This is a genomic window from uncultured Microbacterium sp. (genome assembly GCF_947489255.1).
Lineage (GTDB): Bacteria > Actinomycetota > Actinomycetes > Actinomycetales > Microbacteriaceae > Microbacterium > Microbacterium phycohabitans.
This window is the reverse complement of sequence record NZ_CANLCY010000004.1, coordinates 592,244-611,852: the sequence shown is the minus strand read 5'-3', so window position 1 is coordinate 611,852 and position 19,609 is coordinate 592,244. Positions and strand designations below refer to the sequence as shown.

Genomic DNA, 19,609 nt, shown 5'->3' with positions numbered 1-19,609 from the left:
GGCGCTCCCCAGACGGCTCCAAGAATGGGGCACTCGGGGGTGATGCATAGCGAACGCGTAGCTTTCTTCGGCGCATGCCCGGGCGCCGAGCGCCGGGCGTCAGCTCTCCACGGGCGCGCTGAAGAGGTTCACGACGTTCCCGTCGGGGTCGCGCACGAGCGCCGATCGGTTGCCCCACGGCATCGTGGTCGGTTCGAGGACGACGTCCTGCCGGGGTGACTGCAGCGCTGCGAACGCGGCGTCGACGTCGGCGACCGCGAACTCGATGAAGACGGAGCGGTTCGCGGCGGGTTCGAGGGCTCCGTCGAGCATCGCGGTCGTGGCGGTGCTCGCGATCGCGAGGGTGGCGCCGGGGCCGCTGAACTGCGCGAAGACGGGGGCGGGCCGTTCGGCCTGCTGACCGGTGACCCGCTCGTAGAACGCGACGAGGGCGTCGAGGTCATCGGTGACGATACGGATGGAGGCGAACGACATGAGGTTCCTTCGGCGGAGTCGGTGGGATGAGAGCTCCAGCCTCACCGGTGAGCGCGACACCGTCCTGTCGGTGTTTCGCGAAGTCCCTCCCGTTCAGTCCTCGATCGCCGACCGCAACCGTCCGTAGGGGATCGCGAGGTCGGTGGCACGCAGTGCCCGCTGCGGGGGTCGCTCCTCGGTCACCTCGATCGTCAGCATCCGGTCTCCCCGGAAGGCTCGCACCCCGTGCCGCAAGCGGCACCAGGCGATGAGGTACCACTGTCCCTCCTTGCCGATGGACCCGAGGGGCTCGACCTCGCGGACGGATTCCGTGCCGCCGGCATCCTGGTAGCGCAGGCGCACGACGCGATCGGCGCGCAGGGCCGCAGCGAACTCGGGCGGGGCGGCGACGTCGTCCTCACCCTCGAGGAAATGCACGCGGGACGCGAGGGCGCTGGCGCGCGCCGCCTCGCCGTCCGGCAGGACCGCCAGCATCTTGCGGGCAGCGGTGCGGGCGGAGTGCCGGAAGGGGCTTCGCCCGAGGGTGCCGAGCCCGATCAGCACCGCCAGCGCCTCGTCGAGCGTGAACCCCGCCGGCCCCAGCGTCGCGGACGCATCGATCACGTACCCACCTGTGCGGCCGGGCTCCGCCCAGATCGGCAGACCCGACTGCTGCAGCGCCACGAGGTCTCGCTCGATGGTGCGCACCGACACCTCGAACCGTTCTGCGAGACGCCGCGCACTCCGCGGACGCGGCGAGACGGCCCGCAGTTCTTCCACCAAGCCATAGAGACGATCCGTGCGGTTCACTCCCCCATCATCGGACGCCCCCTGACCTCGAGCACTCCGCGACGCCTGCACGAGACGGTCGCGCAGATCGGACTCACGACCGGCTCTTCATGCGTGGAGGGACGCGGTCGCCTCTCCCGGTCGGCGGGGATGAGAGGTTCGGCATCGCCCCGACCAGATCCGCTTACGGCGTAAGCTGACGTCGTGGAACACGAGCGCATCGAGGACTCACCTCCGCGCCGTTCTCGCGTGCAGTTACGGGAGTGGGTGCAGGAATTCATCGGTCTGGGGCACCCGATCGTGAGCCGGGTCCGCGTCGCGGAGCAGAAGGACTCGGACGGACGCGACACCGGCCTCGTCGTCGTGCAGATCCTTCACGGCGGCGGCTCGGTCTCCCTCGAACCTCGCGGATACGACGAGCCCCTGTGGCAGGCGGCCCTCGCCGGTGGCGCCGACGACGTCGTGATGTCGCCGCACGCGCCGGCGGGGCTCGCGGCCGAACTCGTCGTCGCCGGCGATCTCTGCGCTTCTCTGCGGGGGACGTCACGGGAGTGGGACCGCGCAAGCGGGCGTCGCACGGCGGGAGAACCCGCTTCGCCGAACTCGTCGAGCGGAAGGACGACAGATGCCCAAGAGTGACGCGCACGAACTCCTGTCGAACATCCTCGACCGCTGCGTCGCGATGGAACGCCCGTTCTGGAAGGTCAGTGCCGAGAAAAGGGCCGAGGTGGCGCGCCACTTCGGGTCTCCCGCGGTGATGCTGCAGGTCGGACACGCGTCCGATGAAGATCTGCGCATCGCCGGCGGGGCCGATCTCTTCCTGGGAACGGCGCTCTTGACCGAGATCGCGATCGAGCTCGCGGAGCAACCGCACTCGGGCCGCAGCCGGACGGAGGCCGTAGCCGTCATCCGCGCGCGTCTGAGCGCTCTTCTCGGGCCTGCCGCCCACCCGGAAGACGCACCTGATCCGCCCCGCGGGTGAGGGGCGGACCCGCCTCTATCGAGACAGCTGACGGTTCCGTCGGCCCGGGAGCGCCTCGAGCGATTCTTCGCACTCGCCCTCGGAGCGATCTCTGCGGAGAAGACCGCGCAGACGCCGCACGCGCTGATCAGTCGTCGAGGCCGACCAGCACTTCGCTGCGCTCCCACAACTGCCGCGCGACCAGGGGGTCATCGGCGATGCGGTTGGTCGCGGCGGGCTTGTTGTTCGAGTAGAAGCCTCCGGGGGTCCAGTCGACGCCGGGCTTGCCGAGCGCGAGCCACGTCAGGCGCGCGCCGCCCACCGAGGTCGAGGTCATCAGACGCTGGGCGATGGGCCCGCTGTACAGGAACTTCCACGGCCCGTTGCTGGAGGCACCGAAGTTCGACGCGATCACCCCCGGGTGGAAGGCCACCGCCGACAGACCCTGATCGCCGAAGCGACGGTTCAGTTCCTTCGTGAAGAGCACGTTCGCGAGCTTGGCGTTGCCGTACGCGCTCGTCGACGAATAGCGGCGAGCGCCCTGCAGGTCGTCGATGTCGAACCGGGGGAAGAGCTTCGCCGCGGCGCTCGAGGTCTGGATCACCGAAGCATCGGAGGCGATCAGCCGCTCGAGCAGGAGGTTCGTCAGCAGGAACGGCGCGAGGTGGTTGACCTGGAAGGTCATCTCGTAGCCGTCCGCGGTGAGCGTGCGCTCGCCGAACACGCCCCCGGCGTTGTTGGCGAGCACGTCGATGCGCGGGTATTTCTCGAGGAGGGATGCCGCGAGCTCGCGCACCTGCCCCAGGTCGCTGAAGTCGGCGACGAACGAATCCGCTCCGAGCGTGCGCGCGACGCGAGCGGTCTTGTCGGGGTTGCGTCCCACCACGACCACCTCTTCGCCGAGCTGCGCGAGCTGCTTCGCCGAAGCGGCCCCGATGCCGTCGCTCGCTCCGGTGATGACGATCGTGCGGGTCATGGAAACCTCCTGGGTCGTGATGAAGCCACGCTAACCGCGGCCCCGGGCGCGGCGGCGGGGCTTGCCCTCGGCATCCGAGGTGGTCACGGAACTCACAGGCCGCTCCCAGCCCGGCGGGACCAAATCGGGCCCGATCGGCGTTCTCTTCACTGACGGCCGGCACCGGTCGTCATGACGAAGGGACACGAACCGTGAGCACGGAGTACCGGAAGACGTCGGAGGCGCTCAGCCGCCTCACCGACCGCCAGTTCGCCGTCACGCAGGACGACGCCACCGAACCGCCGTTCCGCAACGAGTACTGGGACAACCATGAGGACGGCATCTACGTCGACGTCGTGTCGGGGCAGCCCCTGTTCTCCTCGACCGACAAGTTCGAGAGCGGCTCGGGCTGGCCGAGCTTCACCAAGCCGATCGACGACGCCGCCGTCGTGAACAAGACCGACCGCTCGCTCTGGATGACGCGCACCGAGGTGCGCTCCGCGGGAGCCGACAGCCACCTCGGGCACCTCTTCGACGACGGCCCGCGCGAGGCCGGCGGGCTGAGATACTGCATGAACTCGGCCGCGATGCGCTTCGTCCCCGTGAACGAGCTCGAAGAGCAGGGCTACGGGGCCTACCTCCCGCTGTTCCGCGAAAGCCGCGCCTCGTGAACCTCTTCCCCTTCCGCAACCGCAAAAGGAGTACCAGCATGACCAGCGGACCTTCCGACTCCGGCGAGATCACCCGCCGCCCCGGCACCGAGACCGCCGTCCTCGCGGGCGGCTGCTTCTGGGGCGTCGAAGACCTCATCCGCCGCCAGCCCGGCGTCCTCGACACCCGCGTCGGGTACACCGGCGGGCAGAACGACCACGCGACCTACCGCAACCACCCCGGCCACGCCGAGGCGGTCGAGATCGTGTTCGATCCCTCGAAGACGACGTATCGCGACATCCTGGCGTTCTTCTTCCAGATCCACGACCCGTCGACCCTGAACCGTCAGGGCAACGACATCGGAACGAGCTACCGCTCGGCGATCTTCCCGCTCTCCCCCGAGCAGGAGAAGGTCGCGCGCGACACGATCGCCGACGTCGACGCGTCGGGCATCTGGCCCGCGAAGGTCGTCACGACCATCGAGCCCGAGGCGCCCTTCTGGGAGGCCGAGCCCGAGCACCAGGACTACCTGATCCGCATCCCCAACGGGTACACGTGCCACTTCGTGCGCCCCGGTTGGGTGCTGCCCAAGCGCGAGGAAGCCTCCGCATAGATCGACGACGAGGGCCCGGATCGCCGCACGGCATCCGGGCCCTCTGCCGTTCCCGCACGTCGTGGCCCGCCGCCGGGCGTCCGGAACACACCGCCGGGCGCCGGTCCGATGGGGCGTGTCGCGGACACTCGACGCAGCGGCCCCGCGCCCGCAACCCCGGGGGCCGGGGCCGACGCCCTTCGTAGGCTCGCAGCATGAGCGAGTACGACGTGATCGTGGTCGGTGCGGGCCTGGCGGGGCTGCGTGCCGCGACCCGGCTCGCCGAGGCCGGGCGCGACGTCGTCGTGCTCGAGGCGGGCGACGCCGTGGGCGGGCGGGAGCGCACCGACGTCGTCGACGGCTTCCGCCTCGACCGCGGGTTCCACGTGCTCAACCCGGCCTACCCCGCGATCCGGCGCTGGGTCGATGTGCCCGCGCTCGCGTTGCGGCGCTTCCCCGTGGCGGTCGGCGTGCGGGTGGACGACCGGGTTGTTCGCCTCGCGCATCCGCTGCGGCACCCCTCCTCGGTGCCCGCCACGCTCGCCAGCGGTCTCGTGCGTCCCGCGGATGCCGTCGCCCTCCTGCGATGGGCGGGTCCTGTCGTCGTGTCGGCGCGGGCGGCGAAGCGGGGGCCCGACCGGACGCTCGACGAGGCCTGGGACCGCGCGGGCCTGCGCGGTCCGCTCCGCGACGCCGTGCTGGAGCCCTTCCTCGCGGGGGTGCTCGCCGATGACCGGCAGGAGACGTCCGACGCGTTCGTGCGACTGCTGATCCGCAGCTTCGCCCTGGGCGCGCCCGGGGTTCCGGCCGCCGGCATCGGCGCCCTCCCCGCGCAGCTCGCCGACACCGCCCGACGGGCGGGAGCCGGCATCCGACTGTCGCACCGGGTGGTCTCGACCCGCCGGCGCGCGCACGGCTGGCACGTGGGCATCGAGGGCCGGGATGCCGTGACCGCGCGCTCCGTGATCGTCGCCACCGGGTTGGACCCCTCGCTCGACGTGCCGCTGCCGCGTCCCCGCGGCCTGCAGACGTGGTGGTTCGCCGCCGATGAGGCCCCGACGACCGACGGGGCCCTGCGCGTCGACGGTCGCCGCCGTGGACCCGTGGTCAACACCGCCGTGATGACGAACACGGCTCCGACCTACGCCCCGCGGGGCCGGCACCTGATCGAGGCGACCTGCCTCCTGGCCGCGGGCGCGACCGAAGCCGCCGTGCGGCAGCAGCTCGCGGAGGTGTGGGAGACCGACACCCGCTCCTGGCGCCTGATCCGGCGCGACGACATCGCCGGGGCCCTTCCGGCGCAGGATCCGCCGCTGCGCCTTCGACGCCCGGTGCGGGTCGGCGACGGCCGTTACGTCGCGGGCGACCATCGCGACACCGCGTCGATCCAGGGCGCGCTCGTCTCCGGGCAGCGCGCCGCGGAGGCGGTGCTGCGAGATCTCTCGCGCTGAGCGGTAGCCGCCGCCGGGCCCGACGCGATGCCGTTCGGGGCGGGTTTCGTCGTTCGGGGCGTGAATCTCCCGCCCCGACGAGCAGATCACGCCCCGAACCCGACCCCCGTCGCCGAAACAACGGGGCGGCGAGAACCCCCGGGCTACCCCCGCTGAGCCAGCGCCTGCAGCGCCTCGCCCGTCACGCGGCGGGTCGTCCACTCCTCCATCGCCTCCGCCCCGAGGGCGCGGTAGAAGCCGATCGCGGGCTCGTTCCAGTCGAGCACCGTCCACTCCAGCCGCGGGTACCCGCGGCGGACGCACTCCTCGGCGAGCGCCGAGAGCAACGCGACCCCGTAGCCGAGCGAACGGTACTCCTCGTGCACGTACAGGTCTTCGAGCCAGATACCGTGCTTGCCCGTCCACGTGGAGTAGGTGAGGAACCAGATCGCGATCGCCCGGATGTCGCCGTCGCCCCCGTCGACCACGAACGCGAACGCCTTCGGGTCGTCGCCGAACAACGTCGCCGTGAGCATCTCGACGGTGTTGTCGACGGCATCCGGCTCCTTCTCGTAGTCGGCGAGGGCCTGGATGCAGGCGAGGATGCCGTTCTCGTCACCGGGTCGGGCGCGGCGCAGAACGGCGTCGTCGGGGAATTCGGTCATGCGTGAGCCTCCCAGCTCTCGAGCGCGACGCGGCGGAAGTTGCCGCCGAGCACCGCGGCGATGTCGGCGTCGGTCCAGCCTCGGGCCGCGAGGGCGGCGCCGAGACCCACGAACGTCTCCGGCGGCATCCATTCGACCGGTCCCCACGCGGTGTAGCTCGCGTCGTAGAGCTCGGGGCTCGTCGCCAGCACGTCGCGGAAGGTCTCCCAGTCGAACGAGAAGTCCGTGCTGACGCCCACGTGCTCGATGCCCACGACGCCGACGGCGTGGTCGATGTGGCGCACCATCGCGTCGAGCGTCGGGGTGTTGGGCCCCAGGAAGATGCCGACGCCGGTCACGCCCACCACTCCCCCGGTGTCGGCGACCGCGCGGGCCTGGTCGTCGGTGATGTTGCGCGGGTGATCCCACACGGCGCGCAGGTTGGAGTGGCTGAACACGACCGGGCGGGTCGACGCCTTGCACATGTCGAAGGTGGTGCGCACCCCCACGTGCGAACCGTCGGGCACCATGCCGCGCGCGTTCATCTCGGCGACGAGGTCGCGGCCCCACGCGGTGAGGCCGTCGTCGACCGCGTCGAGGCATCCGCCGCCGGCGGCGTTGGCGTGGTTGTAGACGGGCCCGAGCGTCCGTACGCCCAGAGCGGCGAGACGGGCCACCGCGTCGAGGTCGCCGCCGAGAGGGGCGACGTCTTCGAGGTCGAACACGACCGCCGTGTCGCCGGCGGCCGCGATCCGATCGACGTCATCGACGGATGCCGCGAGCGCGAGCCCGTCGATGGACTCGACCTGGGCGCGGAACGAGCGCAGGACGGATGCCGCGACCTCGGGCCCGTGCGGGGCGAACCCGACGTTGAGCGACACCAGGCCGCCCCCGCCGCCGCGGTAGCGGTGCAGTTCGGTCAGGTCGGCGGTCTCGACGAGCTCGGCGCACGCGTGCTGGTCCCAGAGCACGTCAGGATCCGGCCCGCGCGGCGAGCGCCGGGTCGAGCGCCTCGCGCTCGTCGAAGACGAAGCAGTCCCCGTTCCAGTGCGCCGCGCCCTGCGCATCGAACCATCCGAGGATTCCTCCGTCGAGCTGGTACGCCTCGACGCCCTCGTTCCGCAGGTACAGCGCCGCCTTCTCGCAGCGGATGCCCCCGGTGCAGAAACTCACGACGGTCTTGCCCGCGAGGTCGTCGCGGTGGGCCTTCGCGGCATCCGGGAACCGGGTGAACCGGTCGATGCGCCAGTCGAGAGCGCCGGCGAAGGTGCCGTAGTCGACCTCGAACGCGTTGCGCGTGTCGACGAGCACCACCTCGCGTCCGTCGTCATCGGCGCCGCGGTCGAGCCACCGACGCAGCGTCTCCGGGCTCACGGCCGGCGCTCGCCCGTCCTGCGGACGCACCTCGGGACGATCCATGCGGATGATCTCCCGCTTCACCTTCACCAGCAGCTTGCCGAAGGGCACGGCATCCGACCAGCTCTCCTTCGTGCGCAGGGCGGCGAATCGCACATCGGCCCGGAGGTCGGCGATGAATCCGCGCACCTCGTCGGGCGACCCCGCCAGGAAGAGGTTGATCCCCTCCTCGGCGAGCAGGATCGTGCCGCGCAGCCCCCGCGCCCCGGCCTGCTCGCGCAGCGCGCTGCGCAGAGCCGCCGGGTCGTCGAGGGGCGTGAACAGGTACGCCGACACGTTGAGGGTGGATGCCATGACCTCCACCCTACGAAAGCCCGCACGTGCGCGTGTCCTCCCCGCGTGGCCTCCCCGCGTGTCATCGTGCGGCGCAGGCGTCAAGCCGCACAACGCCCCGCGGCGATCGCCTAGCGTGGGAGGACTCGTCCCCGGGAGGAAGCGTGCCCCAAGGCCCCGCTGCGTCGGCCGTCACCGTATCGGTGGTCATCCCCGTCCGCGACGACGCTCCGCACCTCCGGCGATGCCTGCGGGCGCTCGCCGCGCAGAGCGTCGCCCCCGACGAGATCGTCGTCGTCGACAACGACTCCCACGACGACAGCGCCGCCGTCGCGCGCGCCGCGGGAGCCCGTGTGGTGTTCTGCGGCGAGCGCGGCATCCCCGCCGCCGCAGCCACGGGATACGACGTCGCGCGGGGAGATCTGATCCTCCGGCTCGACGCCGACAGCATCCCCGCGCCGACCTGGGTGGCGAGCATGGTCGAGGCGCTGAGCGACCCCGACGTGGATGCTGTCACCGGCGGCGCCGTGTTCCACGACGGTCCCGCCTCCCGGCGCACGTCCATGGCCCGGGCGTTCCTGACCACCTACACGACCTTCGCCTTCCCCGCGCTCGGCCACACGCCCCTGTGGGGGTCGAACATGGCGTTCCGCCGCCGGGCATGGGACGACGTGCGAGCGGAGGTGCACCTCGACCCCGAGCTGCACGACGACCTCGACCTGGCGTACCACCTGGGCGAACGACACCGCATCCGCCACGTCCCCGGGCACCACATGCGGGTGTCGTCGCGCACCGTCGAGCCGCGGCGGTTCGCACGGTGCTTCCGCCGCGGTGCGGGCACGGTGTTCGCGCACTGGCCGCGAGACTTCCCGCTCGCGCGGTGGGTGCGCGTGGCCCGCCGGCGTTCGGAGCGATCGCTCCGCGAGGAGGTGCGCTGATGGCCGGCATCCTGTTCCCCGGCGTCGAGGCCCCCGACCTGCACGTCATGAGCTTCAACATCCGACGCCGCTTCGACCGCGTCACCTGGCCGCCGGCCGACCGCTGGCAGATGCGCAAGCAGCGTCTGCGCACTTTCCTGGGCGCGAACCGGCCGCACCTGCTCGGCTCGCAGGAGGCGATGCCCGACCAGGCGCGGTGGGTGCAGGACTCGCTGGGCTCGAGCTACGGGCGCCTCGGTCTCGGACGCGGTAAGGACCGCGGCGGCGAGGGCACGCCCCTGTTCTACGACCGCGACCGCATCGGGGTGGACGACTGGCGGCAGGTCGCCCTCTCCGACACCCCCGAGGTGCCCGGATCGACCGGGTGGGGCAACACCATCCCGCGGATCGCCGTGATCGCGCAGCTGCGCGACCTCGCCACCGGGGCGGCCTTCACCTTCGTCAACACGCACTTCGACGCCTTCTCGCGGCGCGCGCGCCGCCGCTCGGCGACCTGGCTGCACGATGTCGTCGTGGCCCAGGACGGACCGCTGCTGTTCACCGCCGACGTCAACGCGCACGTGCGCTCCGGCGAGCTCGCCGGGATGTTCGCCGACGGACTGCTCGTCGACACGTGGTCGTACGCTCCCGTGCGGCACTCGGCCGAGTGGGGCACGTTCAACAATTACGCCGCGCCGAGAGTGGGAGCCCGACGCATCGACGCCCTCCTGGCCACCCCCGACGTGGGGGTGCGGGCCGTGGGCATCGACCCCCGCCCCACCGGAACGCAGTGGCCGAGCGATCACCTGCCCGTGCAGGCCGTGGTGCGCATCCCCGGCGGGAGCGGGACGTGACCGCCGATCCTCGACAAGACGAGGTCGACGGATGCCGCTGATCCGGGCGATGTACGCCAATCTCAAGCGACCGCCGCGCGGTGTCGCCGAGTGGTCGGCGGATGCCGTGCGCGCAGCGGCGATCGTCGGGGTCGTCGTCTCGCTCTTCACCCTGCCGTTCACCGACTTCGCGGTGCTGTCGATGTCGCTGCCCGCGGTGATGCTCTCGCGCATGATCGGGCTGCGCGCGGGACTCGACCTCCTCACGTGCGTCACGGTGATCGTGGCAGCCGGCAGCAACGTCATCGACCTGTACCGCGCCTGGACGGGCTGGGATCTCATCGTGCACGCCGTGTGCACGGGAGTGCTCGCCGCCGTCGCGCTGGTTCTCCTCGACGACGCCCGCGTGATCGAGCCGACCGGTCGGCGCCGGACGCCCATCGTCGTCGCCACGTCAGCCGGGCTCGCGCTCAGTGCCGTGTGGGAGATGGTCGAGTGGTTCGGCTACCGCTTCATCACCGACGCGATCTTCGTCACGTACGACGACACCATCGGCGACATGATCGCCGGTGGCGCGGGGGCGCTCGTCGCCGGAGTGCTGGCGTCCCGGTGGCGTCTCACGCGGGTGGACCGCGCACCGCTCTGACCCTGGCGACCGGTCGGAACGTGCCGGCGGCGCCCGGGGAGGAGCGCCGCCGACACGACTCGCGTCAGATCTTGCCCGCGACGTCCGTTCCGACGAGGTCGCCGTCGGGGTTCGGTTCGCTCAGCTGCTCGCCCGGAGCGGTGCTGTCATCGAGCGGCGGGAGCCCGGCTTCGACGCGCGATCCGGTCTCGGCATCCACGTTCTTCCAGTACTGCACGGCACGATCGCGGACGTCCTTGCGGGTCACGCCCCCGACGTGCCCGATGATCGTCTCGACGAGACGGTCGCGCTCCTCGGCCGACATGACCTCGCGCACGAGCGCGCCCGCCTGACCCCAGTCGTCGTCCTCGGGGTGCAGGGTCGCCGCCGAGCGCACGAGCTCGCCGTCGCTGTGCCATCCGCCATCGCCGGCCCGACGCGGGTCTGCGGCGGGGCCGCCCACCGAGTTCGGCGCGTAGACGGGAACCTCGGGCGGGTTGTACTCGTAGCGCATGGCGCCTTCTTTCGAGTACGAGTGCACCTCGGTGTGCGGGCGGTTGACCGGCAGCTGCTGGTAGTTGGTGCCGACGCGATAGCGGTGCGCGTCGGCGTAGCTGAAGATGCGCGCCTGCAGCATCTTGTCGGGGCTGCCGTCGATACCCGGCACGAAGTTCGACGGCTCGAACGCCGCCTGCTCGATCTCGGCGAAGTAGTTGCCCGGGTTGCGGTTGAGCTCCATCGTGCCGACCTCGATCTCGGGGTAGTCGCTGTGCGGCCACACCTTGGTCAGGTCGAACGGGTTGAAGCGGTAGGTCTTGGCATCCTCGTAGGGCATGATCTGCACCTTGAGCGTCCACGTCGGGAACTCGCCCCGCTCGATCGCGGCGTAGAGGTCGCGGATGTGGAAGTCGGCGTCTTGACCGGCGATCTGGTCGGCCTCGTCCTGCGTGAGGGTCTTGTGACCGAGGTCGGTGTGGAAGTGGTACTTCACCCAGAACCGCTCCCCCTCGGCGTTGATCCACTGGTAGGTGTGCGAGCCGTAGCCGTTCATGTGGCGCCAGGATGCCGGGATGCCACGGTCGCCCATGAGCCAGGTGACCTGGTGCGCGCTCTCGGGCGAGAGCGTCCAGAAGTCCCACTGCATCGTGTTGTCGCGCAGGTGGCTGCCGGGAAGGCGCTTCTGCGACCGGATGAAGTCGGGGAACTTGATGCCGTCCTTGACGAAGAAGACGGGGGTGTTGTTGCCGACGAGGTCGTAGTTGCCCTCGGTCGTGTAGAACTTCAGCGAGAACCCGCGGGGATCGCGCCAGGTGTCGGGGCTGCCCTGCTCGCCGGCGACCGACGAGAAACGCGCGAGCATCTCGGTCTCGACGCCCGGCTGGAACAGCGCGGCACGCGTGTACGCCGACACGTCTCCGGTCGTGCGGAACGTGCCGAAGGCCCCGCCGCCCTTGGCGTGCACGACGCGCTCCGGGACCCGCTCGCGATTGAACTGCGCGAGCTTCTCGATGAGGTAGTGATCGGTCAGCGCGATCGAGCCGTCGGCTCCGACGCTCTGCGAATGCTCGTCACTGGCGACGGGCGCGCCGCCGTTCGTGGTGGTCGGCTCGGTCATGGCTCTCCTCACGTCGTGGGCCGCGGACGAATGGCCCTCATCCGACGCTACGCACCCCCTCCGACATCGCGGGGGCGTTGCGCATCGCGCGCGAAGCACCTACTGTCCCGCGGCTGTCAATCCCCCGCGGCCCCCTCCGACGCCTCGCGAGCATGGGCGCACATCAACGGACCGCTACCACCGGGAGAGGACACGTCATGTCGAAGGATCTGTCGAAGGGCGATCGCGTCAGCTGGGACACCCCGCAGGGCAGGACCCAGGGCGAGGTCGTGGAGAAGAAGACGAAGGACTTCCAGCACGACGGGCAGAAGTTCACCGCGTCGGACGACGACCCGGCCTACGTCGTGAAGTCGGAGAAGTCGGGCTCGACGGCGGCGCACAAGGGCTCGTCCCTCACCAAGCTGAAGAGCTGACCCGCACGGCCCCTTCGACGAGTTCGGCGACCGCGCAGGTCCTCGGGCCCGTCGGAGGGGCCGACACCGCACCCGGTGGCTTCGACAGGCTCAGCCACCTTCCCGAGCTGACCTGTGAGCCCGTCGGAGGGGCCGACGCTGCACCCGGTGGCTTCGACAGGCTCAGCCACCTCCCGAATAGGTCCCTGAGCCCGGCGAACGGACGGGAGCCTCACACCCCCGCCGGCTAGTGCTTCGCGTCCCGCCGTTTGCGCATCTGCGCCAGCGCCAGCCCCAGCCGGTGATTGCCCGCCAACACGTCCTCGTGGCGTTCGAGGAACTCCCAGTACGCATCGGTGAACACCGAGTCCTTGGCATCCTGAGCCGAAGGCCACCACGAACCCATCTTCTGCAGATACGCCCCGCCTGAGACGTAGGGCTTGGTGGCGACGAACCCGCCGTCGGCGAACTGGCTCATGCCCATGACGTTGGGCACCATCACCCAGTCGTACGCGTCGACGAACAGCGCGAGGAACCACGCGTTCACCTGCCGCGGCGCGTAGCCCTGCAGCAGGAACCAGTTGCCCAGCACCATCAGCCGCTCGATGTGGTGGGCGTAACCCCACCGGTGCACCCGCTCCAGCACCGTTCGCACCGGGACCGGGAGGTCCGTCGGCATCCGCTCCCCCGAGTACCAGTACTTCTGGATGCGCTTCTCGAGGTGCAGCGCGTTGACGTGCTCGAGCTCCGGGTGCGCGCGGTACATCCCGCGCATGTACTCGCGCCACCCGATCACCTGCCGGATGAACCCCTCGACGGATGCCAACGGCGCGTCGGTGCGGGTGGCGGCGTCGACCACCTCCTCGACCGTCAGCAGGCCGATGTTCAGCATCGGCGAGATGATCGCGTGGAAGAGGAACGGCTCGTCGGCCTTCATGGCGTCTTCGTAGCGCCCGAAGTCGTGCAGACGCTCCGCGACGAACACGTCGAGCCAGTCGCGCGAGTCCTCGGGCGTCACGGGGAGCCAGAACTCCTCGGCCGCGCCGGGATGCTCGGGGAACAGCTCGTCGACCTCCGCGATCACCGCCCGCGTGATCTCGTCGTGCTCGAGCGTCGGAAGGGGTGGGATGTCGATGCCCTTCTTCGGCAGGGCCTTGCGGTTGTCGGCGTCGAAGTTCCACCGGCGTCCGGCAGGCTTCCCCCCGTCCATCAGGATGCCGGTGCGCCGACGCTGCCAGTGGTAGAAGTCCTCCATGAGCGGCGTGGGGTGTTCCGCGAACCAGGCGTCAACGTCGTCTTCGGGCGTGAGGAAGAGCCCGTCCGAGAGCACGTCGGTGTCGACGTCGTGGTGCGCGCAGATCCGCGCGATCCGCTCGTCGACGGGACGGTTCGGGTCGCTCATCCAGGTCAGCTCGGTGACGCGGTGCGTCGTCAGCAGGCGCTCCAGGCCGGCCTTGAACGTGAGGGCGTCGTCGAGGGTGATCCGCCGGACGGTCCGGCCCTCGGCCTCGAGTCGCGCCGCCGTGTGCCGCATCGCCGACACCAGCAGCACGATCTTGTGCCGGTGGTAGGGGAGCTTGGCGAACCGCGGCGCCGACTCGATGAAGAAGAACTCCTCGATCTCGTCGTCGTCGTAGGCGGGGTGCTCCGCGAACTGCTGCGTCGCGAGGATCAGCGCGGCCTTCATGCTCCCGCCTCCCCAGCGAGGTCCCTCTCGCTGCGCGTCATGAGGCGCTCCGCCTCTGCGCCGCCGCTTTCGACCGGCATCCTCGCGAGCAGTAGAGCACCTGATCCCATTGATCGCGTCCACTCCAGCGTTTGCGGTCGGTGAACGGGCGGCCGCAATACGCGCAGGGTTTGGAGCGCACCTCGGGTCGTGACATGCCGTCATCGTCGCAAAGCGCACGAACCCTTCTCGGGGGCTTGCGCTCACACGACGATCCGTTCCGCGCAAGGCCCTGTGCGCGGCGATCCGACGAGTGGTCGGGTACGGGGATGGACACCTTCGCAGAACGCACCCCCGACACCGCCGACCACCCCGACGAGCTCGAGACCGCCGACGCGCCGTCGGTCCCCACGACCGACGACGACGACGCCCCCGTCGACAACCCCTCGGGTGGCTGAGACCGCCCCATCTCCTGCCGCGACGCCACGGCATCCCTCGCTCCCGGCGCGATCGGGCGGTTGACGCGACCATCCCGGCGTCCGCGGGCCACGGGCAGCGCGTGTGCCGGAACGGCGACGTGGGGCCGGGGCGGTGGCGGTGGATCGGCCCCGGCCCACGCCGTCAGTCGGTCAGGTCGAACGTCTCCTTCTCGCCGCCGCGCGGGCGATCGCCCGTGACCTTCGAGGTCACCAGCGCGATCGCCGTGGCGAGGCGCCCGCCGGCACTCCCCCAGTACTCTCCCGTGAGAGCGGAGACCTTCAACAGCGTCACACCGGGCGACTCGGGGCCGTCCGGGAACCAGGCTTCCACGCTCGTCGACCACAGCTCCTTCAGCTTCGCGAGGTCGTCGACCACCTCGGCCTCGCCCGCGAGCGACAGCCAGGTGCCGTCCGTGCTGAACGACAGGCCCACCTTGGGATCCCGGCGCACGTGCTCCACGGCGGAGGCGTGGGTCCCGACGATGAACCAGAGGTCTCCGTCGGACTCGGTCTCCTGCACCGTGAGCGGGTGGGCGTGCAGGTCGCCGTTCTCGGCACGCGTGGTGACCATGGCGAAACGGAACTTCTTCAGCAGCTCGTTGAGCTTCTCCAGCTCGGACGCAGTGGATGACATGACTCTCCCTCGATCGTGGAGGTCCCAGCCCACCGCCTCGAACCGCGCCGCGCTACGAGTTGACGGAGGGCTCGCCGTCTGCTCTCGGAGGGGCGAGGCGGTCGAGGTCGGCCAGCGCGTCGCGCGCCCGCGACACCCGCGCCGCGACCTCGTCGTCCCACCACCGCGGCCCCCGCTCCCCCAGGCCGGCCTTGGCCAGCCCCACCCGACGGCGCGCGTCGGCCACCGCCTCCTCGTCTCCGTCGCGTCCGGCGACGCGCACCGCCGCGCGTGCCCTCCCCAGGTGGGAGCGCAGGGCCGCGGCGAGGTCGTCCGGCAGCGCCGGATCCGTGCGGCGCCACCGCCTGCCGTCGATGACGAGCCAGCGCTCGTCGTCGGACGCAGCCGAATCGGTGGATGCCATGCCCCCAGTGCACCGCACAGCCCGGGTCCCGCAAAGTTCTCCGACGGCGTTCGGGTATCCGTGCTAGCGTGAAGGTATTCGTTCTGGGACTTGCTTCATCGACGCCCGCCTCATCGCTGAGATGCCGGGCGCACGGCGCCGAGCCGTTTCCGAAAGCATTCCCTCCCTCAATCATCGCGTGCCTCGCTCGACGGCTTCGGTCCTCGCGTCGCACTCGCGGAAAGTTCTTGTGTCTCTGCTTCACCCTTCGCCACTCTCGTGGCGCCAGGCCGATCTCGACGTCTACGTCGCGACGGCCGGATCCGACTACGCCGGTTTCGTCGGCGCGGCCACCTCGGGCTACGAAGCCCAAGGTCCGCTCGGCGAGAACCTCGGCGTCCACGCGTCCGTCGACGCGGCTCAGGCCGCGGTCGACGGGCACCGCGTCCGTGTCACCGACTCGGTGCCGCGGCGTCCCCGTCCGCTCCGCACGCGTCGGAGCGGCACCCACGGTCGCATCTGCGGCCCAACATGAATAAAGGAAGAACACGATGGCCACTGGCACCGTGAAATGGTTCAACTCCGAAAAGGGCTACGGCTTCATCGCTCCCGATGACGGCTCGGCCGACCTCTTCGCGCACTTCAGCGCGATCCAGGGCAACGGCTTCAAGGAGCTCACCGAGGCCCAGAAGGTCGAGTTCGACGCTGAGCAGGGCCCCAAGGGCATGCAGGCGGCGAACATCCGCCCCCTCTGAGCTTCGCTCCACCGCGAGAGCCGGGCGCGTCGCCACGCGACGCCCCGGCTTTCGTCGTTTCCGCCGCACGGCGCGGGGCCGCGCCGTCGCTCCGGCGCAGGGGACATCGGTGTCGTCTTTCCCGCGCCGATGCCAGCCGGGCCGTCGCTCGCACCGACGGCGATCACCCCCCTCAGCGCCCACCCCCGCAGCCCTCGCATGTTTCCGTTTCCCGTGAGGCTCCTGCACATGTGGATGTATTCCAGGGCCTTTATACGGCGACCCGTAATGTGATCCTCGTGCCGGGAAGCCGCCCCGGTGCTGTCATCGCAGAACGCACACCCGAGGAGCAGCTGATCGCTACCCCCGTCGCCGAGTCCCGCCTCGGCCCCGTACGTCAGACCTATTCCGGCACGAAAGATTTCCCCCCGATCACCAAGGCCTACACGGAGCTGTCGCAGGTCGTCCGCGAGAGTGGGCTCCTCGTCCGCACCCCCCGGTTCTACGCCGGTGTCGCCGTGGCGATCGTCCTCGGTTTCGCCGGGTGCATCACCGGCTTCATTTTGCTCGGCGACAGCTGGTTCCAGCTGATCATCGCCGCCGTCCTCGGCATCCTGTTCACGCAGGTCGCGTTCCTCGCGCACGAGGCGGCGCACCGGCAGATCTTCGCCTCCGGCCCCGCCAACGATCGCCTCGGACTCTTCATCGGCAACGGCATCGTCGGCATGAGCCGCTCGTGGTGGGCATCGAAGCACACCCGCCATCACGCCAACCCCAACCGCGTCGGCAAAGACCCCGACATCGAGATCGACACCATCTCGTTCCTCGACGTCGACGCCGCCAAGGCGCGCGGCGTCCAGCGCTGGATCACGCAGCGTCAGGGCTACCTGTTCTTCCCCCTGCTGGCCTTCGAGGGCATCAACCTCTACGTCCTCGCGCTGCGCCACCTGCTCTCGCGCGGCGAGAACAAAGACCGCTGGAAAGAGCTGGCCCTCCTCGCCGTGCGGCACACGATCTTCATCGCGCCGATCTTCGTCTTCCTGCCGCTGGGACTCGCCTTCGCGTTCTTCGGCGTCTCGGTCGCCGTGTTCGGCATCTACATGGGAGCGTCCTTCGCTCCCAACCACAAGGGGATGCCGGTCATCGAGCCGGGCGCGAAGCTCGACTTCTTCAGCAAGCAGGTACGCACCTCCCGCAACGTGTCGGGCGGGTGGTGGGCCACCTGGCTCATGGGCGGCCTGAACTACCAGATCGAGCACCACCTGTTCCCCAACATGCCGCGCCCGCACCTCAGCCGTGCGCGCGTCATCGTGCGCGAGCACTGCGCGACGCTGAACGTGCCCTACGTCGAGACGACGCTCTTCCAGTCGTACGGCATCGTCATCCAGTACCTGAACCGCGTGGGCCTGGCGGCTCGCGATCCGTTCGAGTGCCCGATGACCTCTGCGACGCGTCACCTCACCGTCGAGAAGTAGGCTCCCCCGCCACGACGCCGTCGCACCCCTCGGGTGCGGCGGCGTCGTCATCTCCGTGGGCGGAGCACACGGATGCCGCAGCCCGCGGTGCGCGAGCGCGAGGCTCGCGATCGCGGCTCACTCGCGCGACACCTCGTGCAGCACCACATCCCGAACGGCGCCGTCCGCGAGGGTCGCCGTCATCACGGTGCACGCCGGCTGACGCCGCCGATCGGTCGACGAACCGGGATTGAGCAGCCGCAGCCCCGTGGGCGTCTCCGAATCCCACGGGATGTGGCTGTGCCCGAAGACCAGCAGATCCGTGTCGGGATAGGCGGCATCCATCCGCTTCTCCCGGGCCGCGGCGGCGCCCGTCTCGTGCACGACGGCCAGGCGCACCCCCTCGATCTCGGCCCGCGCCACCTCGGGGAGACGCGCACGCAGGCCCTCCCCGTCGTTGTTGCCCCAGACCCCGAGCACCGGGCCGATCGCGAGAAGGTCGTCGAGCACACTCTCCTCGACCCAGTCGCCCGCGTGCACGATGAGATCGACGTCGGATGCCATCCGCCGCACCGCCGCGGGAAGGACCCGGGCTCTCTTCGGCACGTGCGTGTCGGCGAGGAGGAGAAGACGCGTCGGCATGCCGCCCACGCTATCCGTCCCGCCCTCCACGGGGGCGCGCATGCGTCTCGACCTCCCCGTGGAACGCGAGAATGGAGGGGTGACCTCGCATCGCCGCTCCCCCGCCATCGCCCTCGTCGTCGACCTCGTGCTCGTGATCGTCTTCGCCGCCATCGGGCGCGCGACCCACGACGGCGACGTGCTCGGTCCGTTCGGTTCGGGCCTGGCGACGACGGCCTGGCCCTTCCTCGCCGCCCTGCTCGTCGGCTGGCTCGTCACGCGAGCGTGGCGCGGACCCCTGGCCATCGTGCGGACGGGCCTGCCCGTGTGGGCCGTGACGGTGATCCTCGGTATGGTGCTGCGCGCGCTGAGCGGTCAAGGCGTCGCGGTGGCGTTCGTCGTCGTCGCGGCCATCACCCTCGCGCTGTTCCTCCTCGGATGGCGCGCCATCGCCCGCCTCGCGACCCGTGGACGACGGGCCGCCGCACGAGCGCGCTGACCGAGATCACGGAGACTCCCCCGGATGCCGGAAACCCCCCGGCTCGAAACGTCAGGCGTCGCCCGCGAGGGTGACGTCGACCTGGATCTCCGTCGCCAGCCGCTCCAGCTGCGCCACCAAGTCGTCGACGGCGACGTCCGCGGCGAGTGTGGCCATGATCGAGGCCTCGAACAGGCGTCCGCCGGCCATCGCGGCATCCGTCGTCTGGGTCGACATGCGCTCGATGCTCGCGCCGTGGGCGCTGAGCGCCGACGACAGCTCGCGGACGATCCCCGGGCGATCGTTGCCGACCACGTCGAACGTCACGGTGCGCGCCTCCGACGCGGTGACGGCGGCTCCTCCGGCGTGCACCGTGACGGTGAGCGTGCCGGACAGGCCCTCGAGGGCGGCGCGCAGGGCGTCGGCGCGGTCGGCGGAGACGGAGACCTCGACGATCCCGGCGAACGCGCCCGCCAGCTCGGCGAGTTCGCTGTTCTCCCAGTTGCCGCCGTGGGTGTCGACGATGTCGGCGACGGCGGACACGAGTCCCGCGCGGTCGTCTCCGACGATGGTGAGGACGAGGGTGGTCATGGCGACAGCGTAGCGAGAGGCACG

General features: G+C 70.6%; 27 protein-coding genes. 14 read left to right on the top strand and 13 right to left on the bottom strand.

Annotated features, from left to right (window positions below; genetic code table 11):
- Positions 1 to 99 precede the first annotated feature (99 nt).
- Together Q0818_RS13305 and Q0818_RS13300 are read right to left on the bottom strand one after the other, a co-directional pair.
- Positions 100 to 474: a VOC family protein gene (locus tag Q0818_RS13305; RefSeq protein ID WP_298875675.1), complete on the bottom strand. Its 375-nt coding sequence runs from the start codon at positions 472 to 474 to the stop codon at positions 100 to 102.
- 93 nt (positions 475 to 567) lie between these two features.
- The gene (locus Q0818_RS13300; protein WP_298875670.1) at positions 568 to 1,263 is read right to left on the bottom strand and encodes a WYL domain-containing protein; all 696 of its coding nucleotides are present in this window, start codon (positions 1,261 to 1,263) and stop codon (positions 568 to 570) included.
- Positions 1,264 to 1,446: 183 nt separating this feature from the next.
- Here Q0818_RS13300 and Q0818_RS13295 point away from each other — a divergent pair, with 183 nt between their 5' ends.
- Both Q0818_RS13295 and Q0818_RS13290 read left to right on the top strand, forming a co-directional pair.
- On the top strand, positions 1,447 to 1,881 hold the full coding sequence (locus Q0818_RS13295; RefSeq protein WP_298875667.1) for a hypothetical protein: 435 nt from the start codon (positions 1,447 to 1,449) through the stop codon (positions 1,879 to 1,881).
- Positions 1,868 to 2,224 carry a hypothetical protein gene (locus Q0818_RS13290; RefSeq protein WP_298875665.1) on the top strand — a complete coding sequence of 119 codons (357 nt, stop codon included), beginning with the start codon at positions 1,868 to 1,870 and terminating at the stop codon, positions 2,222 to 2,224. The genes Q0818_RS13295 and Q0818_RS13290 overlap by 14 nt, the downstream gene beginning before the upstream one ends.
- Before the next feature lie 127 nt (positions 2,225 to 2,351).
- Here the strand turns inward: Q0818_RS13290 and Q0818_RS13285 are convergent, their stop codons facing one another.
- Entirely contained in the window at positions 2,352 to 3,179 is an 828-nt protein-coding gene (locus Q0818_RS13285; RefSeq protein ID WP_298875663.1) for an SDR family NAD(P)-dependent oxidoreductase, read from the bottom strand.
- A 191-nt stretch (positions 3,180 to 3,370) separates the two neighbouring features.
- On the opposite strand from Q0818_RS13285, the gene msrB reads away from it, so the two are divergent.
- From msrB to Q0818_RS13270, 3 genes are all read left to right on the top strand, one after another.
- Positions 3,371 to 3,829, top strand: coding sequence for a peptide-methionine (R)-S-oxide reductase MsrB (gene msrB / locus Q0818_RS13280; protein WP_298875660.1), 459 nt, complete (start codon positions 3,371 to 3,373; stop codon positions 3,827 to 3,829).
- 38 nt (positions 3,830 to 3,867) lie between these two features.
- Positions 3,868 to 4,422 carry a peptide-methionine (S)-S-oxide reductase MsrA gene (gene msrA / locus Q0818_RS13275; RefSeq protein ID WP_298875657.1) on the top strand — a complete coding sequence of 185 codons (555 nt, stop codon included), beginning with the start codon at positions 3,868 to 3,870 and terminating at the stop codon, positions 4,420 to 4,422.
- A gap of 194 nt (positions 4,423 to 4,616) precedes the next feature.
- Positions 4,617 to 5,852 (top strand): NAD(P)/FAD-dependent oxidoreductase, encoded by a 1,236-nt coding sequence (locus tag Q0818_RS13270; RefSeq protein WP_298875655.1) that lies wholly within the window; start codon positions 4,617 to 4,619, stop codon positions 5,850 to 5,852.
- A 143-nt stretch (positions 5,853 to 5,995) separates the two neighbouring features.
- On the opposite strand, the gene Q0818_RS13265 is transcribed toward Q0818_RS13270, so the two are convergent.
- The 3 genes from Q0818_RS13265 to Q0818_RS13255 are packed head-to-tail and all read right to left on the bottom strand — an operon-like array spanning position 5,996 to position 8,185.
- Positions 5,996 to 6,496 (bottom strand): GNAT family N-acetyltransferase, encoded by a 501-nt coding sequence (locus Q0818_RS13265; protein WP_298875652.1) that lies wholly within the window; start codon positions 6,494 to 6,496, stop codon positions 5,996 to 5,998.
- The gene (locus Q0818_RS13260) at positions 6,493 to 7,446 is read right to left on the bottom strand and encodes a membrane dipeptidase (protein ID WP_298875649.1); all 954 of its coding nucleotides are present in this window, start codon (positions 7,444 to 7,446) and stop codon (positions 6,493 to 6,495) included. Before Q0818_RS13260 ends, Q0818_RS13265 begins: the two co-directional genes overlap by 4 nt.
- A gap of 1 nt (position 7,447) precedes the next feature.
- Entirely contained in the window at positions 7,448 to 8,185 is a 738-nt protein-coding gene (locus tag Q0818_RS13255) for a sulfurtransferase (protein WP_298875646.1), read from the bottom strand.
- A 143-nt stretch (positions 8,186 to 8,328) separates the two neighbouring features.
- Between Q0818_RS13255 and Q0818_RS13250 the strand changes: the two genes are divergently transcribed.
- From Q0818_RS13250 to Q0818_RS13240, 3 genes are read left to right on the top strand one after another with little or no spacing between them, the layout of a single operon-like run.
- Positions 8,329 to 9,102 carry a glycosyltransferase family 2 protein gene (locus Q0818_RS13250; protein WP_298875643.1) on the top strand — a complete coding sequence of 258 codons (774 nt, stop codon included), beginning with the start codon at positions 8,329 to 8,331 and terminating at the stop codon, positions 9,100 to 9,102.
- On the top strand, positions 9,102 to 9,935 hold the full coding sequence (locus Q0818_RS13245; RefSeq protein WP_298875641.1) for an endonuclease/exonuclease/phosphatase family protein: 834 nt from the start codon (positions 9,102 to 9,104) through the stop codon (positions 9,933 to 9,935). Before Q0818_RS13250 ends, Q0818_RS13245 begins: the two co-directional genes overlap by 1 nt.
- A 31-nt stretch (positions 9,936 to 9,966) precedes the next feature.
- A complete protein-coding gene (locus Q0818_RS13240) occupies positions 9,967 to 10,560 on the top strand; it encodes a hypothetical protein (protein WP_298875639.1) in 594 nt (197 codons plus the stop codon).
- A gap of 64 nt (positions 10,561 to 10,624) precedes the next feature.
- On the opposite strand, the gene Q0818_RS13235 is transcribed toward Q0818_RS13240, so the two are convergent.
- Positions 10,625 to 12,154: a catalase gene (locus Q0818_RS13235; RefSeq protein ID WP_298875637.1), complete on the bottom strand. Its 1,530-nt coding sequence runs from the start codon at positions 12,152 to 12,154 to the stop codon at positions 10,625 to 10,627.
- A 197-nt stretch (positions 12,155 to 12,351) separates the two neighbouring features.
- On the opposite strand from Q0818_RS13235, the gene Q0818_RS13230 reads away from it, so the two are divergent.
- Positions 12,352 to 12,567, top strand: a complete 216-nt coding sequence (locus tag Q0818_RS13230) for a DUF2945 domain-containing protein (protein WP_298875632.1) — start codon at positions 12,352 to 12,354, stop codon at positions 12,565 to 12,567.
- Positions 12,568 to 12,793: 226 nt separating this feature from the next.
- Here the strand turns inward: Q0818_RS13230 and Q0818_RS13225 are convergent, their stop codons facing one another.
- Complete coding sequence (locus tag Q0818_RS13225) at positions 12,794 to 14,233, bottom strand: cryptochrome/photolyase family protein (protein WP_298875629.1); 1,440 nt, start codon at positions 14,231 to 14,233, stop codon at positions 12,794 to 12,796.
- 37 nt (positions 14,234 to 14,270) lie between these two features.
- Positions 14,271 to 14,429: a DUF2256 domain-containing protein gene (locus Q0818_RS16730; RefSeq protein WP_136587690.1), complete on the bottom strand. Its 159-nt coding sequence runs from the start codon at positions 14,427 to 14,429 to the stop codon at positions 14,271 to 14,273.
- A gap of 112 nt (positions 14,430 to 14,541) precedes the next feature.
- Between Q0818_RS16730 and Q0818_RS13220 the strand changes: the two genes are divergently transcribed.
- Positions 14,542 to 14,670, top strand: a complete 129-nt coding sequence (locus tag Q0818_RS13220; protein WP_298875627.1) for a hypothetical protein — start codon at positions 14,542 to 14,544, stop codon at positions 14,668 to 14,670.
- 163 nt (positions 14,671 to 14,833) lie between these two features.
- Here Q0818_RS13220 and Q0818_RS13215 read toward each other — a convergent pair whose 3' ends face one another.
- Both Q0818_RS13215 and Q0818_RS13210 read right to left on the bottom strand, forming a co-directional pair.
- On the bottom strand, positions 14,834 to 15,325 hold the full coding sequence (locus Q0818_RS13215) for a pyridoxamine 5'-phosphate oxidase family protein (RefSeq protein ID WP_298875624.1): 492 nt from the start codon (positions 15,323 to 15,325) through the stop codon (positions 14,834 to 14,836).
- Between the two features lie 52 nt (positions 15,326 to 15,377).
- The gene (locus Q0818_RS13210) at positions 15,378 to 15,728 is read right to left on the bottom strand and encodes a biopolymer transporter Tol (protein ID WP_298875621.1); all 351 of its coding nucleotides are present in this window, start codon (positions 15,726 to 15,728) and stop codon (positions 15,378 to 15,380) included.
- 229 nt (positions 15,729 to 15,957) lie between these two features.
- Here Q0818_RS13210 and Q0818_RS13205 point away from each other — a divergent pair, with 229 nt between their 5' ends.
- The 3 genes from Q0818_RS13205 (at position 15,958) to Q0818_RS13195 (ending at position 17,916) form a co-directional block, all read left to right on the top strand.
- A complete protein-coding gene (locus tag Q0818_RS13205) occupies positions 15,958 to 16,242 on the top strand; it encodes a hypothetical protein (RefSeq protein ID WP_076674973.1) in 285 nt (94 codons plus the stop codon).
- Positions 16,243 to 16,258: 16 nt separating this feature from the next.
- The gene (locus Q0818_RS13200) at positions 16,259 to 16,462 is read left to right on the top strand and encodes a cold-shock protein (protein WP_013583139.1); all 204 of its coding nucleotides are present in this window, start codon (positions 16,259 to 16,261) and stop codon (positions 16,460 to 16,462) included.
- Positions 16,463 to 16,767: 305 nt separating this feature from the next.
- Entirely contained in the window at positions 16,768 to 17,916 is a 1,149-nt protein-coding gene (locus tag Q0818_RS13195; protein WP_298875791.1) for an acyl-CoA desaturase, read from the top strand.
- Between the two features lie 117 nt (positions 17,917 to 18,033).
- Here the strand turns inward: Q0818_RS13195 and Q0818_RS13190 are convergent, their stop codons facing one another.
- The gene (locus Q0818_RS13190; RefSeq protein WP_298875614.1) at positions 18,034 to 18,537 is read right to left on the bottom strand and encodes a metallophosphoesterase; all 504 of its coding nucleotides are present in this window, start codon (positions 18,535 to 18,537) and stop codon (positions 18,034 to 18,036) included.
- Positions 18,538 to 18,616: 79 nt separating this feature from the next.
- Between Q0818_RS13190 and Q0818_RS13185 the strand changes: the two genes are divergently transcribed.
- Entirely contained in the window at positions 18,617 to 19,015 is a 399-nt protein-coding gene (locus tag Q0818_RS13185; RefSeq protein ID WP_298875612.1) for a DUF3054 domain-containing protein, read from the top strand.
- Between the two features lie 51 nt (positions 19,016 to 19,066).
- Here the strand turns inward: Q0818_RS13185 and Q0818_RS13180 are convergent, their stop codons facing one another.
- Positions 19,067 to 19,585 (bottom strand): ACT domain-containing protein, encoded by a 519-nt coding sequence (locus Q0818_RS13180; RefSeq protein WP_298875610.1) that lies wholly within the window; start codon positions 19,583 to 19,585, stop codon positions 19,067 to 19,069.
- Between the last annotated feature and the right edge of the window lie 24 nt (positions 19,586 to 19,609).

Excerpts from the sequence above, each read along its gene's own strand:
- Q0818_RS13305 (WP_298875675.1), bottom strand. The coding sequence starts at position 474 with ATGTCGTTCGCCTCCATCCGTATCGTCACCGATGACCTCGACGCCCTC.
- Q0818_RS13290 (WP_298875665.1), top strand. The coding sequence starts at position 1,868 with ATGCCCAAGAGTGACGCGCACGAACTCCTGTCGAACATCCTCGACCGC.
- Q0818_RS13285 (WP_298875663.1), bottom strand. The coding sequence starts at position 3,179 with ATGACCCGCACGATCGTCATCACCGGAGCGAGCGACGGCATCGGGGCC.
- msrA (WP_298875657.1), top strand. The coding sequence starts at position 3,868 with ATGACCAGCGGACCTTCCGACTCCGGCGAGATCACCCGCCGCCCCGGC.
- Q0818_RS13270 (WP_298875655.1), top strand. The coding sequence starts at position 4,617 with ATGAGCGAGTACGACGTGATCGTGGTCGGTGCGGGCCTGGCGGGGCTG.
- Q0818_RS13265 (WP_298875652.1), bottom strand. The coding sequence starts at position 6,496 with ATGACCGAATTCCCCGACGACGCCGTTCTGCGCCGCGCCCGACCCGGT.
- Q0818_RS13255 (WP_298875646.1), bottom strand. The coding sequence starts at position 8,185 with ATGGCATCCACCCTCAACGTGTCGGCGTACCTGTTCACGCCCCTCGAC.
- Q0818_RS13245 (WP_298875641.1), top strand. The coding sequence starts at position 9,102 with ATGGCCGGCATCCTGTTCCCCGGCGTCGAGGCCCCCGACCTGCACGTC.
- Q0818_RS13240 (WP_298875639.1), top strand. The coding sequence starts at position 9,967 with ATGCCGCTGATCCGGGCGATGTACGCCAATCTCAAGCGACCGCCGCGC.
- Q0818_RS13235 (WP_298875637.1), bottom strand. The coding sequence starts at position 12,154 with ATGACCGAGCCGACCACCACGAACGGCGGCGCGCCCGTCGCCAGTGAC.
- Q0818_RS13230 (WP_298875632.1), top strand. The coding sequence starts at position 12,352 with ATGTCGAAGGATCTGTCGAAGGGCGATCGCGTCAGCTGGGACACCCCG.
- Q0818_RS13225 (WP_298875629.1), bottom strand. The coding sequence starts at position 14,233 with ATGAAGGCCGCGCTGATCCTCGCGACGCAGCAGTTCGCGGAGCACCCC.
- Q0818_RS16730 (WP_136587690.1), bottom strand. The coding sequence starts at position 14,429 with ATGTCACGACCCGAGGTGCGCTCCAAACCCTGCGCGTATTGCGGCCGC.
- Q0818_RS13220 (WP_298875627.1), top strand. The coding sequence starts at position 14,542 with ATGGACACCTTCGCAGAACGCACCCCCGACACCGCCGACCACCCCGAC.
- Q0818_RS13215 (WP_298875624.1), bottom strand. The coding sequence starts at position 15,325 with ATGTCATCCACTGCGTCCGAGCTGGAGAAGCTCAACGAGCTGCTGAAG.
- Q0818_RS13210 (WP_298875621.1), bottom strand. The coding sequence starts at position 15,728 with ATGGCATCCACCGATTCGGCTGCGTCCGACGACGAGCGCTGGCTCGTC.
- Q0818_RS13200 (WP_013583139.1), top strand. The coding sequence starts at position 16,259 with ATGGCCACTGGCACCGTGAAATGGTTCAACTCCGAAAAGGGCTACGGC.
- Q0818_RS13190 (WP_298875614.1), bottom strand. The coding sequence starts at position 18,537 with ATGCCGACGCGTCTTCTCCTCCTCGCCGACACGCACGTGCCGAAGAGA.
- Q0818_RS13180 (WP_298875610.1), bottom strand. The coding sequence starts at position 19,585 with ATGACCACCCTCGTCCTCACCATCGTCGGAGACGACCGCGCGGGACTC.